Consider the following 16,689-nt stretch of genomic DNA (forward strand, 5'->3'; position numbering starts at 1 on the left):
CTCGATGCCGACGAAGTCATCGACCCCGCACAGCAAGGCGCACACCGAAATCACCAGCATCTCGACCAGATCGTGCTTCGCACGTCCTACGACGCGCGGGTCCGGGATCTCCGAAAACACTTCGAGCAGCAACGAGCGGGACGGCTCGCCGTCCGCGTTTGTTTTCTCTGTCTTCATGCGCCGCCCCAAAAAGACAGAAAACTACACGAATCAGGGCACTGTGAACAGCCCCTCTGGGCAGCCCATGGAGTTTAAAAACTATTTTTTAAGACAGGACTCTTGGTTTGATGCGATTGCCCTGGGTGCCTTGACAGCGCAGGCCTGCATCGCCATAATTATGTGCGTTAACCCCGCTGGCGAGAGCATCGCCAGCCCGACGCCCTCCCCGTGAGGGCGTTTCTCTTTGTGCACCGCCGCAAATAGCATCTGCGGCCCGACGCCCTCTCCGTGAGAGCGTCCCTGTCTCTGAATCTGAATACGGCCCAGCCTCACAGCGAGCCCTCCGCACTCGTGGCGCGCGCGAGCAGTGCGTCGAGGTCGAGGTTGATGCTGCTGACGGCCCAGTCCGGCTCCTGCGTGAAGGGCTGGCGCACATAGAACGGACCTTCGTAGCGATCGCCATCCACCAGCACGATGGCGAGGAGGAACTGCTCGACCTGATTGAGGGCGTAGAGAATCTCGTTGCGGGTGACGGTGAGGGTGGTCTGACCCTTGGCGCGGCCCTTGACTTCGATGTGACGCGAGGCGGGGATTTTCCCGTCCCGCTCGGGCGGCAGGCTGGTGATGTCCCAGCCGCACTTTTGTGCGGACACGTCGATGACGGTATGGCCCAGCGCGCGCTCGGCATCCATCACCGCCTGCATGGCGATCCGTTCGATCCGCGCCCGCGCAGCGGCGTCCGCCGTCCAGCCGGGCTCGCCCCGGCGCTGCAGCAAGAGGCCCTTGGGGATGACCAGCGCGCCGCCCAGCACCACCGGCGTGGCCGAGACGACGTGGCGCATGGCTTCGAGCTGGGCGGTACGGCTGTGCAGGCGGGCGCCGAGATCGTCGATGGTGCGACGCACGTTCTCCAACGTCAGGCGTACGTCCTTGCCGGCGGCAAGGTCGTCTCGCAGTTTGAGCTCGCGGTCGGACCAGAAGTTGATTTCCTTGACGAGCCGCTCGCGCACGGCGGCGAGCGTCTTGTCCACCATCGCCTCCCGGCGGGCGCGCACTTCGGCGAAATGTTCAGGCGCGAGCCCAGCCGCGGCGTGCGCCAACGCCATTTGCTCCAGATTTTGGCGGATCCAGGGGGCGGAGAGCACGTCTTCGACCAGGTCGCGGTCGGCCGGCGTGATCGGTTCGATGTCGAGGTGGGGCGCCCAGCCGGCGTTGCGGGCATTGCCGGAAGGATCGATGTCGACGAACTGCAGGCGACGCGAGACGGTGCGCGCGGGGTCCGCCCCTTCCCTGATCGCGTGGTCGATGAGAAAGAGCAACCGCGGGGTGAGCCCCATGTCGGCCGGGTCGACCAGTACCGCGCCTTGCCTGAGCTTGGGCCGATGTTCCTCGAGGACGAGATCGGTGAGCGCCTGCATGAGCGGATGGCCGGGATGGATGAGGCTCGCCATCGGCGCACCCAGACGATCCACGAGGCGCACATGGCGCTTTTCGAAGCAGATACGCTCGTAGCGGCGTAGCACGGGGTGGGTGTAGCGCCGGTCACGACCGCTGATCTGCCGGTCGCGCTCGCGCAGAATGGCTGGCACGTGCGTGATCTCGTAACGACCGGGTTCACGCGGGTGCATGGCTCCTTGGAATCGCCGGAACGCCTGGGTAAAGAAGGAGCGAATGAAGAAAGGCTGCAGTTTGCGCGCATCGGCCTTTTCCATCTCTTCCTTGACGGCGAAGAGGCGCTTCTCGTCCATCACTTCCTCGCACAGGGCATTGCGCCGGATGAGGTCCTCGAGATGGCGGGTGTCGAGCGCGCCTTCGACTTTCTGGAGCAGGCGGGCGCGCACGTCGGGGTCTTCGCCGTAGCGGATGGCTTCGATCAGCAGGTCCTTGAGCGGTTTGTCCTCGAATACCTCGCCCAGGATGTCGAATACGCGGCCTCCCAACGCCTGGCGCTCGTTTTCCAGTTTCCTGAAGAGGCACTGGAAGACGTCGCCTTCGCGGGTCCCCGAGGCCACCATGTTCCACAGATGGCAGACCTCGGTCTGGCCGATGCGGTGGATGCGACCGAAGCGTTGCTCCAGCCGGTTCGGGTTCCACGGCAGGTCGTAGTTGACCATGAGGTGGGCGTTTTGCAGGTTTACGCCTTCACCGGCAGCGTCGGTAGCAAGCAGAATGCGCACGACGGGATCGTTGCGAAAACGCTCCTCTATCTTGCGCCGCTCTTCGCGTTTGATGCCGCCATGAATCAAGACCACGGCCTCTTCATTGCCGAGCAGGCCGCGGATCTTCACCGCGAGGTAGTTCAAGGTGTCGCGGTGCTCGGTGAAAATGATGAGCTTGCGCTGGCGGCCACCGGCATCCCGCATCTCGGGCGTATCCTGCAGGAGCCGCGAGAGTTCTTCCCATTTGCGATCCTGGCCGGAATACACCACCCGACGGGCCTGCTCTTCGAGGTGTTCGAGCACGTCGATCTCGCTGGCGAGCTCCTGGAGGGTCTGGGCGGTCGTGGCGAGATCGACGAGCGTTTCTTCGAGCGTTTCGTATTCCTCGGCGGGGAGTTCGTCGTCGGAATCCCAGAGCTCTTCGGGCAGGCTCCCGTTACCGGTCAAGGTCTGCGCCACCGTCTGCCCGCGTTGACGCAGCTTTTCTTCTTCGAGGCGGCGCTCGAGCCGCTCACGGCGACGCTTGAGCGATTGGTAGATGGCCTCGGGGCTGGAGGCGAGCCGGCGCTGCAGCGCCGTGAGCGCGAATCCTACCGTGCCTTTGCGTCCGCCGTCCGTGAGCGCATCGACCTTGTTGAACTGCTCCTTGACGTACTCCGTGACCGCGACGTAGAGCGCGGCCTCCTGGTCGGAGAGCGTGTAATTGACCGTGTAGGCGCGGCGTTCGGGGAAGAGCGGCGTGCCGTCGAACTTGAGGAGCTGCTCTTTGACCATGCGGCGCATGAGGTCGGAGACGTCCACCTTGTGCGCACCGTCGCGAAACTTGCCGTAGAAGCGGTCGGCATCGAGCAGGGAGAGAAAAAGCTGGAAGTCTTCTTCCTTGCCATTGTGCGGCGTGGCCGTCATCAGCAGGAAGTGCCGCGTGATCGAACCCAGCAGTTCGCCCAGCTGGAATCGCTTGGTTTTCTTGATCTCGTTGCCGAAGTAATTGGCCGAAAGCTTGTGGGCTTCATCGACCACGACGAGATCCCAGCGGGTCTGCGCCAGCTTGTGTCGCAGCTCATCGGCTCGGGCGAGCTGATCGAGGCGGGCAACCAGCAGGTCGTGTTCGTCGAAAGGGTTGCCGCTGCGGGATTGCTCCACCAGCTCGCGCGAGAAGAGGGTGAAGGACAGGCCGAATTTCTCCTCCATTTCATCCTGCCACTGCCCGACCAGCGAACCGGGCGCGACGATGAGCACGCGTCGGGCATCGGCCCGGATCATCAGCTCCCGCAGGTACAGACCGGCCATGATGGTCTTGCCGGCACCCGGATCGTCGGCGAGCACGAACCGCAAGGGTTGGCGCGGCAGCATGGTTTCGTACACCGCGGTGATCTGGTGCGGCAGCGGTTCGACGTTGGCAGTGTGCACCGCCATCATCGGATCGAACAGGTAAGCGAGATCGATGCGGCAGGCTTCGACGGCGAGCTTGAAGTCTTCGCCGGGGGCGTCGAACGCCCAGGGGCGACCCTGCTGCGCCAACGACAGCTTGGATTCTTCCACCCGAAACAGCAGGCGGTCGTGCGGTTCCCCGTTTGCCGTTTTGTAGACGATGCTGAGGGCGTCTTTGCCAACCGGTTTGGCCGCGACGATGCGCACGGCCTCTCCCGGCTCGATTCCGGCAATTATCGCGTCCTCGCGGATCTCTTCGAGCTTCAGCATGCCCGGCTCTCCACTCGCCTTTCACCACCGAAGACCAATGGTATCACCGTCGGCAAGCCCGGGCACGCGGGGCGATCAGGCCGGCAGCGCCTCCAGCCCGCCAGTGCGCGACCAGCACGATGCGCACTAGATCTTCTCCGATGGTTCAGTCATTCCCCTCTTCGAACCGGACTTCTGCTCCTCCACCACCCGCTCGGAAATCATGGATTTCCTTGCGGATAAATGCGCCTCCCCTCCCGGCGGATTTTATCCCTGAGGGCTGTATTGGCGAGGCGATCCCAGTGCAGGAGGTCGATCTTGAAGAGGATGGGAAGGTCGTCGATCTCCTGCCAAAGGGCGGCGAATTCCGCCTCGCTCATCGAGGGGGCGAACACGGCGAGGTCGATGTCGGAGCCGGGGCGATGCGTTCCCTTGGCGCGTGAACCGAAGAGGCGCACTTCCTCGATGCCGGGATGGCGGGCAAAGACGCGGCGCAGGTCGGCGAGGATTTCGTCCGACAGGCCGGATGGGTCGGTCACCGGGGCAACCATTGGCGCACCTGCCGTGCGAGTTCCTGAAAGAGGGGCAACCCCGTGCGGCAGACGAAACGATAGACTTCTTCGGCCAAGGATTCGTCGTAGGTGTGGCTGGTGAGGTTGCGCATGCGCTGGGCCTGGCTCCAGGCGTTGCCGTCATGCAGCAGCCCCGCGGCCAGGGCCTCACGGAAGACTGCGCGGGGCGTGAGTGCCTCGATTCCCTCCTCGAGCAGTTTGAGCCGCAGGACCTTCCAGGCGAGCTCCCAGCAGAATTCGAAACGTTGGATGACCGAATCGCGGAGAAATTCCGAATACGGCTGGGCGCAGGCCTCGGCGAGCCGATCGGTGGCCTTGAGGAAATCCTGGCAGCGTTCATGAAATCGTTCGTGATTCGTCATGCCGCCTCCCGAAAAGATCGAAAGACCGATCGTATCACCGTCGGCGAGCCCGGGCACGCGGGGCGCTCAGGCCGGCAGCATCGCCTGCCACTGCCCGGCGATGCGGCGGATCGCCCCGGCGCGCTCGAGCTCCTCGCCCAACCAGCGCACCGCCTCCTCGGGCGTCAGTTCGATCCACTCCAGAGCGCGTTGAAAGAGCTCGACCGAGGCCAAGGTGGAGCGCAGTTCGTCTTCCTGCATGCGCCCCCGTTCGAGCAGGGTGAAAGTGACGCAGGCGCGCAGGGCGTTGCGCGCGATGCGCCGGGGATCGTTGGCGAAGGCTTCGAGCCGACCCCAGGCGCGCTGCAAGGCGCCGGCCACGTCGCGAAAAGGGGCGCCGTGCCCGGGGATCACCCAGCGTACCGGCAGGCGTTCGATCGCCGCGAGCGCCTCGCGCGCCGCGGCGATGGCGTCGGCCTGGCCCAGTAGCGAGGGAAAGAGGATGCCGAATCCGTCTTCCCACAGGGCGTCGCCGCTGATGAGCACGCCGTGCGTCGGCTCGAAATAGGCGAGCGCGTGCATGTCGTGCCCTGGCACGGCGATCGCACGCCACTGCCATTCGCCCATCGCAATCGTATCGCCCGGGGCGATGGTGGCCGAATAGGAAAAGGGTTCGGCCCGCTGGCCGGCGGTGGAGAGCAGCAAGGCGGCTTCGTCCCAGCGCCCGATCGGGTCGGCCAGCCCCTCCGGCACCCAGATGGGACAGCCGAAACGCCGCGCCACCGCGGCGTTGCCGCCGAGATGATCCGAATGCGAGTGCGTGTTGACCAGGCGCACGATGGGCTCCCCGCCCACCGCGGCGTCGAGCAACGCCAGCGTCTCGCCAGCTTTCGTCACGTAGCCGCTGTCGACCAGCGTCCAGCCGTCGGCGCCACGCAGCAGCACCGAGTTCGACGACAGCCAGCCGCGCTGCAGCACCACCATTCCTTCGGGCAGAGTCTGCGTCGTCATCGTTTCCCCTGATTCTTCGCCATACATGCGCCGACCGCAGCCGACGCATACTCCGTCTTCGATCGTGCAGATGCCCACGCACTCGGGTTCCATGGAACGCCTCGAACGCGCTACGGCACCGCCGGATCGCCGCGTTGCGCGGCACCCGACCGCGCATCCAGCGCCTGGCTGTTCGCTTCCCTCTCACCGAGCGCGGCGCGACGCCGCGCCACCGCCGCGAGGATACGGCGGCGCCCGGTCTCGTCGGCGTCGCGCCAGCGGGCGATTTCTTCGCGCGTGCGCAGGCAGCCAACGCACCAGCCGGCCCGCTCGTCGAGCCGGCACACGCCGATGCAGGGCGAGGTCACGACCGTCATGACTGCGGCGCGGCGCAAGACCCGCCCAGCGCCCGGGCCACGCGCGAGGCCGGTTCGCGCCCGAGCAGCCCGCTCACCCACCAGGCGGTCTCGATGAGCGCTTTCAGGTCCACGCCCGTCTCCACGCCCAGACCGTCGAAGAGATAGACCAGCTCCTCGGTGGCAACGTTACCCGAGGCCCCTTTGGCGTAGGGACAGCCGCCCAGGCCGGCGACGGAGGCGTCGAACGTGGCCACTCCCAAACGCCAGGCGGCGTAGACGTTTGCCACCGCCATGCCGTAGGTATCGTGGAAATGCCCGGCGAGCCGCTCGAGCGGCACGCGCCGCGCCACCGCCTCGAGCATGGCGACCACCTGCCGCGGCGTCCCCACGCCGATGGTGTCGCCCAGTGAGATCTCCTCACAGCCCATCTCGAAGAGGGCGGCGGCGACTTCCGCGACTTTCTCCGGCGCCACCGGCCCTTCGTAGGGACAGCCCACCACGCAGGAGACGTAGCCGCGCACCCGCACTCCGGCCTCGCGAGCCCGGCGCACCACCGGACGAAAACGCTCGAGCGCTTCGGCGATGCCGCAATTGATGTTCTTGCGGCTGAAGGTTTCGGAGGCGGCGCCAAAGACGGCGATCTCGTCGACGCCGGATTCCAGGGCCGCTTCCAGCCCCTGGAGATTGGGCACGAGCACCGGATGGCGCACGCCGGGGCGGCGGCGCTCGCGCAGGGCACGCATCACTGCAGCGTGATCGGCCATCTGCGGCACCCATTTGGGCGAGACGAAAGCGGTGGCCTCGATCACCTTCAGGCCGCAGGCGGCGAGCCGCTCGATCAGCGCCAGTTTGTGCTCGAGGGCGATCGGGGTCTTCTCGTTCTGCAGGCCATCGCGCGGCCCCACTTCGACGAGCGTGACCTTGGCGGGTCTTTCCATCACGATTCCTCCTTGGCAGGTACGAAATCGACCAGCTCGGCCCCGTCGGGCACCTGTTCGCCCACGGCAAAGCGCACCGCCTCGACCACACCGTCGGCCGGCGCGACGATGGCGTGTTCCATTTTCATGGCTTCGAGCACCACCAGAGTTTGTCCGCGGCTCACCCGCGCCCCCGGTTCGACCTTGACCGCGATCACCCGCCCCGGCATGGGCGCGGTGAGACCGGCCGCATCGACCCCGGTGCCGGATCCTTCCGCTCCTTCTTGGCCGCAGAGGTCGAACACCCAGGCGCGACCATCGAAGAAGACGTGCCGCCGGCTGCCGGCGATCACCGCGGTCACGGTCGTCCGCCGCCCGTCGAGCTCGAGACGCAAGTTCTCCTCGTCGAGCATCGCGCCCCAGGCGGTGGCGCTCGCCAGAATCTCCCCCTTCTCGTCGAGCAACTGCAGCTGCAGCTTCTCGCCCAGACAACGGGCCTGCACGCGGCGCGTTGCCTCGCCGCAGCGCCACTGCCAGCGCCGCAGCGCCGGCGCATTGACGCGCCAGCCGTCCACCGCATGCCAGGGCGAGGTGGGGTCGGGCGCGCGACGGGCAAACTCCTGCATGCGGCGCGCCTCGGCCAGACGCTCGGCGCAGGAGACGGCGAACCAGGCCGCTGGCGGCGGTGTTTCGGGTGCGCCGAAGAGGAAGGCCGATTCGCGCTCGATGAGACCGGTGTCGAGATCCGCCTGGCGAAAGGCCGGAGAATCGACCAGTTTCCCCAAGAATTCGACGTTGTTCGCCACGCCGACGATGCGGTAGTGCGCCAGCGCCTGGCGCATGCGGGTGAGCGCCTGTGCCCGGTTCTCGCCCCAGACGATGAGCTTGGCGATCATCGGGTCGTAATAAGGCGTGATCTCGTCGCCCTGCTCCACGCCGGTATCCACCCGCACCCACACGCTCTCGGGCGGCGGCTGCAAGTGCACGAGCCGACCCACGGAGGGCAGGAACCCCTTGGCCGGATCTTCGGCGTAGATGCGCGCCTCGATCGCGTGCCCTTCGAGCGGAATCTGGTCCTGGGCAAGCGGCAAGGGCTCGCCGGCGGCCACGCGCAGCTGCCATTCGACCAGGTCGAGCCCGGTGATCATCTCGGTGACCGGATGTTCGACCTGCAGCCGCGTGTTCATCTCCATGAAGTAGAAAGCGCCGGAAGGCTCGACGATGAACTCGATCGTGCCGGCGCCGACGTAACCCACCGCCTTGGCCGCCGCCACCGCCGCCTCGCCCATGGCGGCGCGCCGCTCGGGGGTCATGCCGGGGGCCGGCGCCTCTTCCAGCACCTTCTGGTGGCGGCGCTGCACCGAGCAATCGCGCTCGTAGAGGTGGATCACCTGGCCGTGGCTGTCGCCGAAGACCTGCATCTCGATGTGCCGCGGGCGCAGGATGTACTTCTCGATCAGCACCCGGTCGTCGCCAAAGCTCGATCGCGCCTCGCGCTGGCAGGATTCGAGCGCCTCGGCGAAATCTTCGGGTCGATCGACGCGCCGCATTCCCTTGCCCCCGCCACCGGCGCTCGCCTTGATGAGCACCGGAAAGCCGATGCGCTGGGCCTGCTCGAAAAGAAACTCCGGATCCTGCTCCTCGCCGTGATAGCCCGGCGTGAGCGGCACGCCGGCCGCTTCCATCAGGCGCTTGGCCTCGGCCTTGGAGCCCATCTTGCGGATCGCCTCCACCGGCGGGCCGATGAAGACGATGCCGGCATCGAGACAGGCCTGGGCGAAGTCCTCGTTCTCCGACAGGAATCCGTAGCCGGGGTGGATCGCCTGAGCGCCGGTACGCCGCGCGGCCTCCAGGATGCGTTCGATATCGAGGTAGGACTCGCGCGCCGGCGGCGGCCCGATCCACACGGCCTCGTCGGCGAGCCGCACGTGGCGGGCGTTGCGATCGGCATCGGAATAGACCGCCACCGTGGCGATGCCGAGCCGCCGTGCCGTGGCGATCACGCGGCAGGCGATCTCGCCGCGGTTGGCGATCAGAATCTTTTGGAACATTGCTCCCTCCTCAAGGACGCGGTACCCAGGCAGCGGGACGTTTTTCCAGGAAAGCGCTCAGCCCTTCGCGCGCCTCGTCGGTGGCGCGCAAGCGGGCGATGCGTTGCGCCGTGTCTTCGAGCACCGCCTCGCTGAGCGGACGGTCGGCCACGGCGTCGATGAGCTCCTTGGCCGCCGCCTGCGCCTTGGGCCCGCCGGCGAGCAGCGCCTGCACCACCTCCTCGATCTTGGCATCGAGTGCCTCTTGTTCCACCACCTCGTGCGCCAAGCCCAAGGCAAAGGCCCGGGCGGCGTCGATGCGCTCGGCACTCTGGAAATAGCGCTTCGCCTGGCGCACGCCGATCGCCCGGATCACATACGGGCTGATCGCCGAAGGAATGATGCCGAAGCGCACCTCGGAAGTAGCGAACACCGCCCGCTGCGAGGCGATGCAGAGGTCGCAGGCGCTCGCCAGCCCCATGCCGCCACCCAGGGCCGCGCCATGCACCCGGGCGATGGTGGGTTTGCCCATATGCGCGATCTGCCACAGCATGCGCGCGAGCCGGCGCGCGTCTTCGAGATTCTCCTCGAAGGAAGCCGCCCCGGCCGCTTTCATCCAGTTGAGATCGGCCCCGGCGGAAAAGCTCTTGCCCCGCCCGGCGAGCACGACCACGCGCACCTGCGCGTCGGCATCGAGCCGTGTAAAGGCGGCCGTGAGTTCCTCGATCACCTTGGCGTTGAAGGCGTTGTGCACCTCCGGGCGATTGAGCCAGACCGTGGCCACCGGCCCGCGCGTCTCGATCACCAGTGTCTCGTACATCCTCTCCTCCTCGATTTTTTCCGTTACATGCGGAACAGGCCGAATCGCGTCTCGGCGATGGGGGCGTTGAGCGCCGCCGACAGGCTCAGCCCCAGCACGCGCCGCGTCTGCGCCGGATCGATCACGCCATCGTCCCACAGGCGCGCCGTGGCGTAATAGGGGTGCCCCTGGCGCTCGTACTGTTCGCGGATCGGCGCCTTGAAGGCTTCTTCTTCCTCGCGCGACCACGTTCCGCCCTTGGCCTCGATCGCGTCGCGCCGCACGGTGGCAAGCACGCTCGCGGCCTGCTCGCCCCCCATCACGGAGATGCGGCTGTTGGGCCAGGTCCACAGGAATCGCGGCGAATAGGCCCGGCCGCACATGCCGTAGTTGCCGGCGCCGAACGAACCGCCGATGATGACGGTGAACTTGGGCACCTGGGCGGTGGCTACGGCCGTGACCATCTTCGCCCCGTCCTTGGCGATGCCGGAATTCTCGTACTTCTTGCCCACCATGAAACCGGTGATGTTCTGCAGGAAGAGGAGCGGAATGCCGCGCTGGGCGCACAGCTCGATGAAGTGCGCGCCTTTTTGCGCCGACTCGCCGAAGAGGATGCCGTTGTTGGCCACGATCCCCAGGGGAAAGCCGTAGAGCTCGGCGAAGCCGGTCACCAGGGTGGTGCCGTAGCGTGCCTTGAACTCGTCGAAACGCGACCCGTCGACCAGCCGCGCGATCACCTCGCGCACGTCGTAGGGCTTGCGCGTGTCCTGCGGCACCACGCCGTAGAGCTCCTGCGGATCGTAGGCCGGCTCCTCGGCGTCGTGCCAGGACAGATCCACGGGCTTGCGCGCGTTGAGATGCGCCACGATGCGCCGCGCCAGATAGAGCGCATGCGCGTCGTTCTCGGCGAGATGGTCAGCCACGCCGGAGATGCGCGTGTGCACGTCGCCCCCGCCGAGCTCCTCGGCCGTGACCACTTCGCCCGTGGCCGCCTTCACGAGCGGCGGCCCGCCCAGGAAGATGGTGCCCTGGTTGCGCACGATGATGGTCTCGTCGGACATCGCCGGCACATAGGCCCCGCCTGCGGTGCACGAGCCCATCACCACCGAGATCTGCGGAATGCCCAGGGCCGACATGTTGGCCTGGTTGTAGAAAATGCGCCCGAAGTGGTCGCGATCAGGAAAGACCTCGTCCTGCAGCGGCAGGTAGGCGCCGCCCGAGTCGACCAGGTAGATGCACGGCAGGCGATTCTGCTGGGCGATCTCCTGCGCGCGTAGGTGTTTCTTCACCGTAATCGGGTAGTAGGTGCCGCCCTTGACGGTGGCGTCGTTGGCCACGATCATGCACTCCACGCCCTGCACCCGGCCGATCCCGGTCACGATGCCGGCCCCCGGGGCTTCGTCGTCGTACATCCCCCAAGCGGCCAGCTGCCCGACCTCCAAAAAGGGCGAGCCCGGATCGAGCAGGCGCTCGACGCGCTCGCGCGGCAGCAGCTTGCCGCGGGCGGTGTGGCGCCGCCGGGCCTCTTCCCCGCCGCCCTGCTGCACGCGGGCCACCTTCTCTTCCAGATCCGCGACCAGGCCGCGCATCCACTGCGCATTGGCGGCGAACTCCGCGCCGCGCGGATCCACCTTCGATACGATACGGCTCATCCCCTCCTCCTCGATCGTTCTGTCACAGCGAAAGGCCGCGGGCGATCACCAGGCGCTGGATCTCGCTCGTACCCTCGTAGATCTGACACACGCGCACGTCGCGGTAGATGCGCTCCACCGGAAAGTCGCTCACGTAGCCATAGCCTCCGTGGATCTGGATCGCCGCCGAGCACACCCATTCGGCCATCTCGGAGGCGAAGAGCTTGGCCATCGAGGCTTCCTGCAGGCAGGGGCGGCCGGCGTCCTTGAGGCTGGCGGCATGCCACACCAGCTGGCGGGCCGCTTCGATCCGGGTGGCCATGTCGGCGAGCTTGAACTGCACCGCTTGGTGCCCGAAAATCGGCTTGCCGAAAGCCTCGCGCTCGTGCGCATAGCGCAACGCCGCCTCGAACGCCGCGCGCGCCATGCCCACGCTCTGGGCGGCGATGCCGATGCGTCCGGCCTCGAGTTGCGACAAGGCGATCTTGTAGCCCTCGCCCTCGGCGCCCACCAGCGCATCGAGCGGCACGCGGCAGCGCTCGAAAGTGATCTGCGCCGTGTCGCTCGCGTGTTGCCCCATTTTCTCCTCGATGCGCGTGACGAGATAACCCGGCGTGTCGGTGGGCACGAGGAAACAGGAAATCCCCTTCTTGCCCGCGGCCGGATCGGTCACCGCCAGCACCAGCGCCACGTCGGCGTTCTTGCCCGTGGTGATGAACTGCTTGACCCCGTCGATCACCCAGGAATCGCCCTCGCGCACCGCGGTGGTGCGGATTGCCGCCGCGTCGGATCCCACGTGCGGCTCGGTGAGACAAAAGCAGCCCAGCGCCTCGCCCCGCGCGAGCCGCGGCAGCCATTCCCGCTTCTGCCGGTCCGAACCATAGGCGAGCGTGATGCCGCACACCAGCGAATTCTGCACCGACACCACCGTCGAGGTCGCCCCGTCGCCGGCGGCGATCTCTTCGATCGCCAGCACCAGGCTCAGGTAATCGAGCCCCGCCCCGCCCCATTCGACGGGCACCGTCACCCCCATCGCGCCGAGCTCGCCGAGTTCCCGCAGCGCTTCGCGGGGAAAGGTATGCTCGCGGTCCCAGCGCGCCGCGAAAGGGGCGAGCCGCTCCTGGGCGAAGGCGCGCATGGTGTCGCGGATCATTTCGTGTTCAGCATCGAGAATCATCCTCCCTCCTTGTTCGTTCTTCGTTTTCATTCAGCGCCGGGTCGTTGCCAGCCACACGCCGGCGAGCACGGCCGCACCGCCCACCACCACCGACGGCGGGAAGGCTTCGCCCAAGGTGAGCGCCGCCATCAGCACCGCCGCCACCGGCACCAGATTGATGAACATCGCCGCCCGCGCCGCTCCCAGCACCCGCACCGCGTCGGTGTACCAGGTAAAGCCGATCGCCGTGCCGAAGACCCCGAGAAAAGCCACCGCCGCCCACACCGCCGGGCGCCACTGCGCCCACTCGATGCCGCCGGCGGCAAAGGCCGCCGCCCACAGCAGCACGGCCCCGAGGGCACAGGACCAGAAAGTGGCCGCGAGCGCCGAGATGCGTCGCGTGGCACGCCGCCCCACGAAGGTATAGGCCGTCCAGCAGGTGACGCAACCCAGCAACAGCACCTCCCCCAGCCCGATGCGACCGGCGAGCGGCGCGAGCGGGTCGCCGTTGCCGATCACCGTGAGACAACCGACGAAGGCGAGCACGGCCCCGAGCACCGCCAGCGGACGGGCGCGCTCGCCGCCGAGCCACCACGCCAGCGCCGCCACCACCACCGGATTCAAGGCCACCACCAGCGCGCCCCGCCCGGCTTCGACGTACTTCAACCCATAGAAAAAGCACAGGTTGTAGAAGAAGACGCCGGTAAGCGCCAGCCCCACGATCGGCCGCCAGGCACGCCGCAGCGCAGGCCCGTCGAGCGGTTCGCGCTTGGCGAACATCACGGCACCGAGCACGAGGGCGGCGAGGGTGAAACGGGCCGCCGCCGCGGCGATCGGCGTACCCACCGCCTGCGCCACGACCCGGCCGGCCACCCAGGTCCCGCCCCAGCTCAACATCGCCGCGACGAGTTTCAGATAGACCGACAGAGTCGCCTCGCCGGCGACGGGGCTCAGCCGCAAGCCACGCCCCCTTCGAGCTCGATCGCCATGGCCGTGGCCTCCCCCCCGCCGATGCACAGGCTCGCCACCCCGCGCCGCCCGCCGGTGCGCCGCAACGCCCCGATGAGGGTGACGAGGATGCGCGCGCCGGATGCTCCGATCGGATGCCCCAGCGCACAGGCGCCGCCGTGGATATTGACCTTCTCGTGCGGCAGGTTCAGTTCCTTCATCGCGATCATGGTCACCACGGCAAACGCCTCGTTGATCTCGAAACAATCCACGCCGGCCGGATCCCAGCCCGTCTTCGCGAAGAGGCGCTTCATCGCGCCCACCGGAGCGGTGGTGAACCACGCCGGCTCGTGCGCGAAGGTGCTGTGCCCGACGATGCGGGCGATCGGCGTGCAGCCCAGGCGCTCGGCCTCGGCCCGGGTGGTGAGCACCAGCGCCGCCGCCCCGTCGGAAATGGACGAGGAATTGGCCGCGGTGACGGTGCCGCCCTCACGAAACGCCGGCTTCAAGGTGGGGATCTTGTCGAGCTTCGCCTTGAGCGGCTGCTCGTCGATCTCCACCACCCGCTCCCCGCCGCGCCCGGCGATTTTCACCGGTACGATCTCCCAGGAGAACGCCCCTTCCTTGATCGCCCGCTGGGCGCGCTCGGTCGAGGCGATGGCGTAGGCGTCCTGCTGCTCACGGGTAAAACCGTAGTGCTGCGCCGCGTCCTCGGCGAACGTCCCCATCAGCCGGCCCTTCTGGTAGGCGTCTTCCAGGCCATCGTAGAACATGTGATCCAGCAGCTGGCCGTGCCCCAGACGCAGGCCGGCCCTGGCCTTGGGCAAGAGGTAAGGAGCGTTCGACATCGACTCCATGCCGCCGGCCACGGCCACCGCCACGGAACCCGCCTTGAGCGCGTCGTGCGCGAGCATCACCGTTTTCATGCCGGAACCGCACACCTTGTGTACGGTGGTGCAGGCAACCGACGTGGGCAGCCCGGCGCCCAGCGCCGCCTGCCGCGCCGGAGCCTGACCTTCGCCGGCCTGCAGCACGTTGCCCATCAGCACCTCTTCGATCGCCTCCTTGGAGATCCCCGCCCGGCCGATCGCCGCCTCGATCGCCGCCGCGCCCAGGCGCGGTGCCGGCACGTCGGCCAGATCCCCGAGAAACCCACCCATCGGCGTGCGCGCCACGCCGACGATCACCACGTCGTCGGCCCGTTTGTCCTGCGTCATCGATCTTTCTCCTCGTGTCTCGTCAATCAACATCAATGATCAGGCCGTCTCGTCGAAGAGCTCTCGCCCGATGAGCATGCGGCGAATCTCGGACGTGCCCGCCCCGATCTCATAGAGCTTGGCGTCGCGCCACAGCCGCCCGGTGGGGTAGTCGTTGATGTAGCCGTTGCCGCCCAGCGCCTGGATCGCCTCGCCGGCCATCCAGGTGGCTTTCTCCGCCGCATAGAGGATGACCCCGGCGCAGTCCTTGCGCAGCTTGCGGCTGTGGTCGCTGCGATCGAGCGCTTGCCCCACCGCATAGACGTAGGCACGGCAAGCCTGCCAGGTGGTATACATGTCGGCGAGTTTCCCTTCCATGAGCTGGAATCGGCCGATCGGCTGGTTGAACTGGCGCCGCTCGTGCACGTAGGGCAGGACCACGTCCATGCACGCGGCCATGATCCCCAGCGGCCCGCCGGCGAGCACGGCGCGCTCATAGTCGAGCCCGCTCATGAGCACCTTGACCCCCTCATTGACCTTGCCGAGCACGTTCTCCTCGGGCACCTCGCAATTCTCGAAGAAGAGCGGATAGGTGTTCGAGCCGCGCATGCCGAGCTTGTCGAGCTTGTTGCCGGCGGTAAAGCCCTTCATCCCCTTCTCGACGATGAAAGCCGTGATGCCGCGGGGTCCCGCCGCCGGGTCGGTCTTGGCATAGACCACCAGCACGTCGGCATCCCCGCCGTTGGTGATCCACATCTTGCTGCCGTTGAGCACGTAGCGATCGCCCTTTTTCTCGGCGCGCAGTTTCATGCTCACCACGTCGGAACCGGCCTCGGGCTCGCTCATCGCCAGCGCCCCCACCCATTCGCCGGAGACGAGCTTGGGCAGGTATTTGCGCTTTTGCGCCTCGGTGCCGTTGCGGTGGATCTGGTTGACGCACAGATTCGAATGCGCTCCGTAGGAGAGCCCCACCGCGGCGCTCGCGCGCGAGATTTCCTCCATGGCGATGATGTGCGCCAGATAGCCCATGGCGCTGCCGCCGTACTCCTCGGCCACCGTCATGCCGTGCAGGCCGAGCTCCCCCAGCTTGCGCCACAGATCCGGCGGGAATGCGTTGTCACGGTCGATCTGCGCCGCCCGCGGTGCGATTTCCTGCGCACAGAACGACTGCAGCGTCTGGCGCAGCAGGTCGTGTGTTTCTCCCAGCCCGAAGTCGAGCCCGACCGTCTCCATGTTTCCTCCTCCTTTGGTGTTGACGTTGACGTTAACGTAAACCAAACCGGGGCGTTTGCAAAGCCCCCGTCAGGTGGCGGCCTCGACGCGTGCCTGCAGTTCCTGGCGTGCGGCCTCGGCCCCCCGGGCATCGTGCCCCAGCAGGCTCAGACACTGGCGCTCGAGCATGTCGATCTCGCCGAGCACCGCCTCGATGTCGCGGCGCTGCTGCTCGAGCGTACGGCGCCGTTCTTCCAGCACACTGAGGAAACGGCGCAGTTGCGGCGCCGAATCGTGGCGCCCGTCGTACATGTCGATCAGTTCCTTGATCTGCGCGAGCGACAACCCCAGACGCTTGCCGCGCAGCGTGAGCTTGAGGCGGGCCCGGTCGGCTCGATCATAGACCCGCACCCTCCCCTCGCGGCGCGGATGCAGCAGCCCCTGATCCTCGTAGTAGCGGATCGTGCGCGGCGTGATGCCGAATTCCCGCGCCAGATCCGAAATGGTAAAAAATTCCTCTTTCCGGCTCATCCTCGCCTC

The 16,689-nt window shown here is 67.1% G+C and carries 15 protein-coding genes; all 15 read right to left on the reverse strand.

Translation table 11 applies throughout. The annotated features are described in order from the left end of the window. On the reverse strand, positions 1 to 177 hold a 177-nt coding region (locus tag H607_RS13795; RefSeq protein ID WP_169393600.1), incomplete at its 3' end, for a transposase family protein. 311 nt (positions 178 to 488) lie between these two features. Next, complete coding sequence (locus H607_RS0108640; RefSeq protein WP_028875110.1) at positions 489 to 4,019, reverse strand: helicase-related protein; 3,531 nt, start codon at positions 4,017 to 4,019, stop codon at positions 489 to 491. A 200-nt stretch (positions 4,020 to 4,219) separates the two neighbouring features. After that, positions 4,220 to 4,549, reverse strand: coding sequence for a nucleotidyltransferase family protein (locus H607_RS0108645; RefSeq protein WP_028875111.1), 330 nt, complete (start codon positions 4,547 to 4,549; stop codon positions 4,220 to 4,222). Continuing rightward, entirely contained in the window at positions 4,534 to 4,932 is a 399-nt protein-coding gene (locus tag H607_RS0108650; RefSeq protein ID WP_028875112.1) for an HI0074 family nucleotidyltransferase substrate-binding subunit, read from the reverse strand. Before H607_RS0108650 ends, H607_RS0108645 begins: the two co-directional genes overlap by 16 nt. Before the next feature lie 66 nt (positions 4,933 to 4,998). Next, the gene (locus H607_RS0108655) at positions 4,999 to 6,015 is read right to left on the reverse strand and encodes an MBL fold metallo-hydrolase (protein ID WP_211218522.1); all 1,017 of its coding nucleotides are present in this window, start codon (positions 6,013 to 6,015) and stop codon (positions 4,999 to 5,001) included. A gap of 17 nt (positions 6,016 to 6,032) precedes the next feature. Continuing rightward, the gene (locus H607_RS12340) at positions 6,033 to 6,278 is read right to left on the reverse strand and encodes a DUF1289 domain-containing protein (protein ID WP_051240787.1); all 246 of its coding nucleotides are present in this window, start codon (positions 6,276 to 6,278) and stop codon (positions 6,033 to 6,035) included. Further along, positions 6,275 to 7,198: a hydroxymethylglutaryl-CoA lyase gene (locus H607_RS0108665; protein WP_028875114.1), complete on the reverse strand. Its 924-nt coding sequence runs from the start codon at positions 7,196 to 7,198 to the stop codon at positions 6,275 to 6,277. Before H607_RS0108665 ends, H607_RS12340 begins: the two co-directional genes overlap by 4 nt. After that, positions 7,198 to 9,228, reverse strand: a complete 2,031-nt coding sequence (locus H607_RS0108670; protein ID WP_028875115.1) for an acetyl/propionyl/methylcrotonyl-CoA carboxylase subunit alpha — start codon at positions 9,226 to 9,228, stop codon at positions 7,198 to 7,200. Before H607_RS0108670 ends, H607_RS0108665 begins: the two co-directional genes overlap by 1 nt. Before the next feature lie 10 nt (positions 9,229 to 9,238). Next, positions 9,239 to 10,027, reverse strand: a complete 789-nt coding sequence (locus H607_RS0108675) for an enoyl-CoA hydratase/isomerase family protein (RefSeq protein WP_028875116.1) — start codon at positions 10,025 to 10,027, stop codon at positions 9,239 to 9,241. A 23-nt stretch (positions 10,028 to 10,050) separates the two neighbouring features. Further along, complete coding sequence (locus tag H607_RS0108680; protein WP_028875117.1) at positions 10,051 to 11,658, reverse strand: carboxyl transferase domain-containing protein; 1,608 nt, start codon at positions 11,656 to 11,658, stop codon at positions 10,051 to 10,053. Between the two features lie 22 nt (positions 11,659 to 11,680). Continuing rightward, entirely contained in the window at positions 11,681 to 12,814 is a 1,134-nt protein-coding gene (locus H607_RS0108685; RefSeq protein WP_028875118.1) for an acyl-CoA dehydrogenase, read from the reverse strand. 30 nt (positions 12,815 to 12,844) lie between these two features. Then, positions 12,845 to 13,753, reverse strand: coding sequence for a DMT family transporter (locus H607_RS0108690; protein ID WP_083962001.1), 909 nt, complete (start codon positions 13,751 to 13,753; stop codon positions 12,845 to 12,847). After that, positions 13,744 to 14,958, reverse strand: coding sequence for an acetyl-CoA C-acyltransferase (locus H607_RS0108695; protein ID WP_028875120.1), 1,215 nt, complete (start codon positions 14,956 to 14,958; stop codon positions 13,744 to 13,746). Before H607_RS0108695 ends, H607_RS0108690 begins: the two co-directional genes overlap by 10 nt. A gap of 39 nt (positions 14,959 to 14,997) precedes the next feature. Continuing rightward, positions 14,998 to 16,170: an isovaleryl-CoA dehydrogenase gene (locus H607_RS0108700; RefSeq protein WP_028875121.1), complete on the reverse strand. Its 1,173-nt coding sequence runs from the start codon at positions 16,168 to 16,170 to the stop codon at positions 14,998 to 15,000. A 69-nt stretch (positions 16,171 to 16,239) separates the two neighbouring features. After that, complete coding sequence (locus H607_RS0108705; protein WP_028875122.1) at positions 16,240 to 16,680, reverse strand: MerR family transcriptional regulator; 441 nt, start codon at positions 16,678 to 16,680, stop codon at positions 16,240 to 16,242. Positions 16,681 to 16,689 lie beyond the last annotated feature (9 nt).

It is taken from the genome of Tepidiphilus margaritifer DSM 15129, assembly GCF_000425565.1.
GTDB lineage: Bacteria > Pseudomonadota > Gammaproteobacteria > Burkholderiales > Rhodocyclaceae > Tepidiphilus > Tepidiphilus margaritifer.

What these genes read in the sequence shown, in the direction of transcription:
- H607_RS0108650 (WP_028875112.1), bottom strand. Translation starts at nt 4,932, where the DNA reads ATGACGAATCACGAACGATTTCATGAACGCTGCCAGGATTTCCTCAAG.
- H607_RS0108695 (WP_028875120.1), bottom strand. Translation starts at nt 14,958, where the DNA reads ATGACGCAGGACAAACGGGCCGACGACGTGGTGATCGTCGGCGTGGCG.
- H607_RS0108685 (WP_028875118.1), bottom strand. Translation starts at nt 12,814, where the DNA reads ATGATTCTCGATGCTGAACACGAAATGATCCGCGACACCATGCGCGCC.
- H607_RS0108670 (WP_028875115.1), bottom strand. Translation starts at nt 9,228, where the DNA reads ATGTTCCAAAAGATTCTGATCGCCAACCGCGGCGAGATCGCCTGCCGC.
- H607_RS0108645 (WP_028875111.1), bottom strand. Translation starts at nt 4,549, where the DNA reads ATGGTTGCCCCGGTGACCGACCCATCCGGCCTGTCGGACGAAATCCTC.
- H607_RS0108700 (WP_028875121.1), bottom strand. Translation starts at nt 16,170, where the DNA reads ATGGAGACGGTCGGGCTCGACTTCGGGCTGGGAGAAACACACGACCTG.
- H607_RS0108680 (WP_028875117.1), bottom strand. Translation starts at nt 11,658, where the DNA reads ATGAGCCGTATCGTATCGAAGGTGGATCCGCGCGGCGCGGAGTTCGCC.
- H607_RS0108655 (WP_211218522.1), bottom strand. Translation starts at nt 6,015, where the DNA reads ATGGAACCCGAGTGCGTGGGCATCTGCACGATCGAAGACGGAGTATGC.
- H607_RS12340 (WP_051240787.1), bottom strand. Translation starts at nt 6,278, where the DNA reads ATGACGGTCGTGACCTCGCCCTGCATCGGCGTGTGCCGGCTCGACGAG.
- H607_RS0108675 (WP_028875116.1), bottom strand. Translation starts at nt 10,027, where the DNA reads ATGTACGAGACACTGGTGATCGAGACGCGCGGGCCGGTGGCCACGGTC.
- H607_RS0108640 (WP_028875110.1), bottom strand. Translation starts at nt 4,019, where the DNA reads ATGCTGAAGCTCGAAGAGATCCGCGAGGACGCGATAATTGCCGGAATC.
- H607_RS0108705 (WP_028875122.1), bottom strand. Translation starts at nt 16,680, where the DNA reads ATGAGCCGGAAAGAGGAATTTTTTACCATTTCGGATCTGGCGCGGGAA.
- H607_RS0108665 (WP_028875114.1), bottom strand. Translation starts at nt 7,198, where the DNA reads ATGGAAAGACCCGCCAAGGTCACGCTCGTCGAAGTGGGGCCGCGCGAT.